The sequence below is a fragment of the Arthrobacter sp. UYNi723 genome (genome assembly GCF_054057635.1).
Genome location: NZ_JBSRZM010000061.1, coordinates 1 through 5,356, shown reverse-complemented (window position 1 = coordinate 5,356; position 5,356 = coordinate 1). Strand labels below are relative to the sequence as shown.

At 61.0% G+C, this 5,356-nt stretch carries 9 protein-coding genes; 7 read left to right on the top strand and 2 right to left on the bottom strand.

Annotated elements, in window-relative coordinates:
- Window positions 1-168 precede the first annotated feature (168 nt).
- From ACVWY0_RS22020 to ACVWY0_RS21995, 6 genes are all read left to right on the top strand, one after another.
- Window positions 169-606 carry a hypothetical protein gene (locus tag ACVWY0_RS22020; RefSeq protein ID WP_485838589.1) on the top strand — a complete coding sequence of 146 codons (438 nt, stop codon included), beginning with the start codon at window positions 169-171 and terminating at the stop codon, window positions 604-606.
- Window positions 603-1,085, top strand: a complete 483-nt coding sequence (locus tag ACVWY0_RS22015) for a GNAT family N-acetyltransferase (RefSeq protein ID WP_485838588.1) — start codon at window positions 603-605, stop codon at window positions 1,083-1,085. The genes ACVWY0_RS22020 and ACVWY0_RS22015 overlap by 4 nt, the downstream gene beginning before the upstream one ends.
- Before the next feature lie 217 nt (window positions 1,086-1,302).
- Complete coding sequence (locus ACVWY0_RS22010) at window positions 1,303-1,494, top strand: hypothetical protein (protein ID WP_485838587.1); 192 nt, start codon at window positions 1,303-1,305, stop codon at window positions 1,492-1,494.
- A gap of 8 nt (window positions 1,495-1,502) precedes the next feature.
- Entirely contained in the window at window positions 1,503-2,303 is an 801-nt protein-coding gene (locus tag ACVWY0_RS22005; RefSeq protein WP_485838586.1) for a hypothetical protein, read from the top strand.
- Window positions 2,304-2,834: 531 nt separating this feature from the next.
- Window positions 2,835-3,200, top strand: a complete 366-nt coding sequence (locus tag ACVWY0_RS22000; RefSeq protein ID WP_485838585.1) for a phage terminase small subunit — start codon at window positions 2,835-2,837, stop codon at window positions 3,198-3,200.
- A 295-nt stretch (window positions 3,201-3,495) separates the two neighbouring features.
- Window positions 3,496-3,666, top strand: coding sequence for a hypothetical protein (locus tag ACVWY0_RS21995; protein WP_485838584.1), 171 nt, complete (start codon window positions 3,496-3,498; stop codon window positions 3,664-3,666).
- A 65-nt stretch (window positions 3,667-3,731) separates the two neighbouring features.
- Here the strand turns inward: ACVWY0_RS21995 and ACVWY0_RS21990 are convergent, their stop codons facing one another.
- A complete protein-coding gene (locus ACVWY0_RS21990) occupies window positions 3,732-3,983 on the bottom strand; it encodes a hypothetical protein (protein ID WP_485838583.1) in 252 nt (83 codons plus the stop codon).
- A 157-nt stretch (window positions 3,984-4,140) separates the two neighbouring features.
- Window positions 4,141-4,374 carry a helix-turn-helix domain-containing protein gene (locus ACVWY0_RS21985; protein WP_485838582.1) on the bottom strand — a complete coding sequence of 78 codons (234 nt, stop codon included), beginning with the start codon at window positions 4,372-4,374 and terminating at the stop codon, window positions 4,141-4,143.
- A gap of 34 nt (window positions 4,375-4,408) precedes the next feature.
- Here ACVWY0_RS21985 and ACVWY0_RS21980 point away from each other — a divergent pair, with 34 nt between their 5' ends.
- Window positions 4,409-4,906 carry a helix-turn-helix domain-containing protein gene (locus tag ACVWY0_RS21980; RefSeq protein ID WP_485838581.1) on the top strand — a complete coding sequence of 166 codons (498 nt, stop codon included), beginning with the start codon at window positions 4,409-4,411 and terminating at the stop codon, window positions 4,904-4,906.
- Window positions 4,907-5,356 lie beyond the last annotated feature (450 nt).

Here is a 5,356-nt window from a genome sequence, read left to right as displayed (position 1 = left end):
ATGCCCCGCCGAAACCCTCCGGCGGGGCATTTCCATGCCCGGCCCGTTGTCACCGAAACCGACGCCGACATCGGCAAATAACGCGACGAGTAACAAGACCCCGAATCGGTCAAATGGCAGTTCACCGAACAGCAGTCAGACGCAATCCTCCGCACCGCCCAGGCCGTCATGCCGAGCATCCGGGAATGCGACTGTGAAGTGTGCCAGCGTCACAGTGAGGTTCACCCCGCGCTCACCCTGACCACGGCAGAGCACCTGACAGTAGACGTAGACGCAGACCTACACCCGCTACTCTCCGCACTCGCCGCCGCCGGGATCCGCACCACTGATTCATGCATCAACATGCACGAAACCATCACGGCCATTGCCCCCGGACACTACGGCGAAATCATCAACGGCCACGACCGCAACACCATGAACTACGAAACGGTACTCCGCCGCCAAGCAGCATTCATCCGGCTACGGAACGACAATGACACCGAGCAGGTATTCATCACCACGGCCGGAAAGATCCCCAGCACGGAAGCATTCACCAGCGGCGCACTCACACAGCTTGTCTTCCCCCAGACCGCCATCCCGGCACTACTCGAAGCGGTGAACGCATGAGCACCCAAGGGCTCGAACTCCGCCCCGCCGCACCTGGCGACTTCCCCGCCATCGCCCGACTACTCAACAACGCCCATCCCATGGCCGGAATCCTGGCGAGCGAAAGCACCGCAACAGTGACGGAGCGCAGCGAAGACGCGCTAGTGATCGTGGTCCTCAATCACGGCACCATCGCTGCCACCCTCACAGCAGCCCCCGCCGGCACCTACTACGGGCGCCTAGCCCGCCCCGGACAGATGGAAGTCTCACGGCTTGCAGTAGACCGCGTATACCAGGGCCGCGGGATCGGAAAGGCCATGCTCCTAACGTTCGCATCGTACTGCCAACGCCAAGGCGTCACAGCCCTTGTAGGGGCAACCCTGGAGAGCATGACCACCGCCCAGCACCTCTACGAATCCATAGGCGCAACACGCGGAACCATCCCCGGCACCAAAGCCAGGGGCTACACCCTCAACCTCACCGGAAAGGAAACAGCATGAGATTCATAGGTCGCCGAGATCTCTACTGGCAGAACGTCTCCAGCTCATCACTGACTCACGCTAAGGCCGCGTTCATGGACGGACCAAACGGCATAGAGCCAGCGGTAGCAATCTTCCGGGACAAGTTCCTATGCGCCCTACTCACCCTTGACGACGCAATCCGTATCTCAAACTTCATCGTGGATTCAGTCGAACAGCACAGCCAAGGAGTAACACCATGACCGCCACCCCCTGCCGGTGCGATTTGAAACTCATCATGCACCAGACCCTTAACGGACAAGCCCACCAGTGCCAGGAACCGGAAGCGGAAGCGGAAGCGCCAGCCGTGACCACTGAACCCCCTGCGCTGAACTCAGACGCACTACTAACCAACATCACAGCCGCACTCGGCATCACCAACGAACTCTAGGAGAAACCATGTTCCACGAAATCCGCCGTATTGACCGCACCTTCGCCGCCCTCAACATCGACCTCCCCAAGCCCTGCCAGGACGCCACAGCCCTCGCAGCCGCCGCGCTCGCAGCAACCAGCACCAACCCCAGCGCCGAACTGAATGATGGGATCCTCGCCGGCACCATCACCGCAAAGAACATCGGCGCCAAACTCACCGAAGCAGCCGTCGCCGTCATGGCCGCCGAACGGATCCACTCCACAGCCGAAGCCACACAGTCAGCCATCAACACCATGTACTACGGCGCCCTCCGCGCCAACGCTGACAGCCTTGTGGAAGCCCTCCGCGCCCCGTTCAGCGAGGCAGCTAAGACCATCAACACCGCGGGCCAGCACTTCGCCCACGACGCCAACGAACGGACCATCCTCAACGCCGGACCCGAAGCCGTAGACGCATGGCGGAACCTGTCCACGGCACGGAGCGCCATGGCCGAGATCCGCAACGCACGCGCCATCATCGCCGAAGCAGAGCGGGACCACTCAAGCCCCTACCTCCACTACATCACCGGAGCGCTCAACCAGGCCGAACTATGGGAAGCGGAAGCCGAGTACACCGGACTAGGCGACGGGCTCCACAACCTCGCACGCGCCGGCTACACGCTCCACCTCAACACCGGGACCGAAGCCGCAGCACTGGCCAAGACGGCACAGACCCGGACCGAGAAGGAGCGGGACGCAGCCGAAGCCGCACGCATCGCGGAGACGAAAGCTAACGACCCGCTCGCCTTCGAAGTCGCAGCCCGCCAGGCCATGATCGCCCAGCGCTAACCACCATGACCGACGGCGCCGTGTTCATCCCGTCGCGGAGTGAACACGGCGCCGTCATAAACCAGACAGGAGTCAAAATGCCTAGAGCAATGAAGGTTTGTTCCAAGCCTGGTTGCCCCGCGATCACCGCGACAAGACTATGCAAAGCACATGCTCGTGAAGCCGATAAGGCACGAGGCTCACGCGAAGCAAGGGGCTATGACAACGCGCACCGATCACTGCGCAAGGCATTCATCCCAGAGCATCAAGCAGGCACGCTCACATGCTGGAGGTGCAGCGAGATCATCCCGGCCAGTGAATCGTTTGATCTCGGACACGACGACGACGACCGCAGCGTGTACCGCGGCCCTGAACACGCAAACAAATGCAACAGGTCAGCAGCCGGCAAACGTGCACACCTCTACGACTGACAACTACGACCGACCCCATGCCAGGGGGAGTACCCGGAAAAGGCGCCCCCTAACCACCGACGGTGAGAGCGAAAGAGTGTTTTCAAAGCAGATGGACTCAACACAGAAGGAGGCCGGTTGAATGCCAGGCCCAAAAGCGAACCCAACCAAGCCAAACTCCCGTCATCGCAGCCCCGGCGTGCGTTCCGGGCTTATCGAGTTGCCCGCGGAGGGTTGCTCACTTCCCGTTCCATCACTGCCGAAAACGCGCGATTGGAGCCCGGAAGAGAAGAAATTATGGCGGAATCTGTGGAAAAGCCCGCAGGCGAACGAGTGGGATGACTCGTTTATCCCTGCCGTTGCCGCCTACATCTGCCATGCCGTCGCCGTTTACGACAGCTCCGCATCCGCGTGGCAGGCCCAGGAGATGAGGCACCTAGGAGGCCAGCTAGGGCTCACGCCGGCCGGAATGCTCGCTCTTGGTTGGGTTGTCCGTCATGAGCAGTAGGAGGCTTGCCCGGCAGGCGGTTGTGGCGCCCGTATTCACGGGCGCCGATGACCCTAACCGCGTGACTCAGCAACGGCTGGATTTCCCCTGGGGCGAGGTCCGGGGCTGGTTTAGCGGCGGAGTTTGCCGCCGCGTGAGGCTGCCCGGCGGCCGGATGTACGGCCGGGAAGAGTCGCCGGCGGCATGGGCGGCGATCCTTGACGGATCATTCCGGCCCCAGGACTTCGGGAGGCACTAATGGCTAGCCGCTGTGGTTAGGCTGGTGGTTCACACTCATTCTGCTAGAGGGGGAACCATGAACTATTGGTACGAGGCCTTGACCGGCCTCGAGGACGTGCAGCAATCGGTTAGCCAGGACAGCCTCACGGTTGACCAGAAGCTAAAGATTGTACAAATCAAGGCGCTACTGGCAATTGGGCAGGACCTGAACGCGTTACGGCTAAAGGACCACGAGCCGTTCAACTAACGTAGATTCAGGAAAAGGCTCCCGCCGGGAATAGTCCCGGCCGGGGCCTTTCCTTGCAGTTGCTCCTAGTGCCCGCCGCCGTGCGCCGCGACGGCAACCTCAGATGAAGCCATGAGCGCCGCCGATATCCGTTTCAGGTAGCCCACGCAAATGATGAGCAGCCCAAGAATGCCGCCGCCGGTAAATATCAGCCCGTTTGGTACGCCGTTGAGCGCGGTTATGACATAGAGCGCGAAGCTTAGGAAGCAGAACATTATGCCCATGCCGATAATAGCGTCGCCCGGAAGTTTGCCGTTTTTCCCCAATTTGATCCCCATGCGCTGATCTAACCATGGACTGTAGGCAATGAACACCCCGGGCAGGAAACAGCACAGGCGTGCTAAATAGATCGACGGCCGATTGTCGCACCCACCAGCTCGAGCCCGACGCAAATGGCACAGGAGAGACTGGACCGATAACCGGAGCCGGGGCGGCTCATCTCAACTGCCGCAGCGCTTTAGCGACGGCTCCCTGTCGTTCTTTGGTCCAATGCTCGGGCTCTTCCGGCGTCGCGATGATGGCCTCGTAGTGCTCTTCCGTGAAGCGGTAGAGCCGGCCGATCCTGCTGTGGGGCCACTTGCCAGAGTTGCACATGCGGCGGACCGTGTCAGGGGAGACGTTCAGGCGGGTAGCCAGTTCCGCGGCTGTAAGCATTTGTATTGAGCTCATCAGCCGACCATATGGCCTCACTACTATTGAGGCCATGACAATTCCGAAACTGGCTCTTACATTCGAGGAAGCGGCCGAGGCTTGCGGGTACAGCGTTCGGACACTCAAGGACCAAGTAGCAAGGGGCAACCTGCTTGCTCGCTATGCCAACACCAAGGGGGTCATCCGCGTTGAGGACCTTGCCCAGTGGTTGGACGACTTGCCGGCGGAGCCGAAGGGCGGCCACCGGGCGGTGAGCACCTTGGAGGACGACGATAAGGGTCTGCCGCCGCTGCACACCCCTGGGGGCGAGGATTCCATCAGCAATCAGGATGGTCATGCAAGCCCTGCCGTGCTCTCGGCGTTGCCGCCGGAGGCTGACGTCGAATGGCTCACCCCCGAGGACTTAGCTCGAGCGTGGCAAGTATCGCCAGGAACAATCGCCAACTGGAGAAGTAGCAACAAGGGGCCCGAGTTCCGCCGCATCGGTGGACTCGTCAGATACCACCGGGATGCAGTACAAGCGTGGATTAACGCCCAGCCCACCGACTAGAAGATCTAGCATCCTATGGGCCCAGTCCGCAGAAAGTCCGCAAGAGGTCCGCAGAAGACGCCGCCCACATCCTGCCCACATTTTGCCCACATCAGGCGTGATTTATGGTTATCCATGTACTGCTAAATCCCCGTAATCTAGCAGTTTCCCTTGCCAGCTATGGCAGGGGAAAGGTTTCAAATCCCACCGTCACCGCCAATTGGCAAGGCCCCTGCTTCCCTTATAACAAAGGGAAGTGGGGGTTTTGTTTTTCCCCAAACTTGGCCCGTTGACTATTGGGGTGGCCATAGATCGTAGAGCGCGGAACCTGAAGCAGGTGTCGGCGATGCGTTGGTGCACGTACGCCGACTGGTGTCCGCCCCGTCGTCGGGGCGGCCGCCAGTTTCAGTGCGCTGCGGGCGTTAGTGCTCGGTGCCTGCCGCAGCAGCCTTCTTGGCGTTCTTCTCGGCA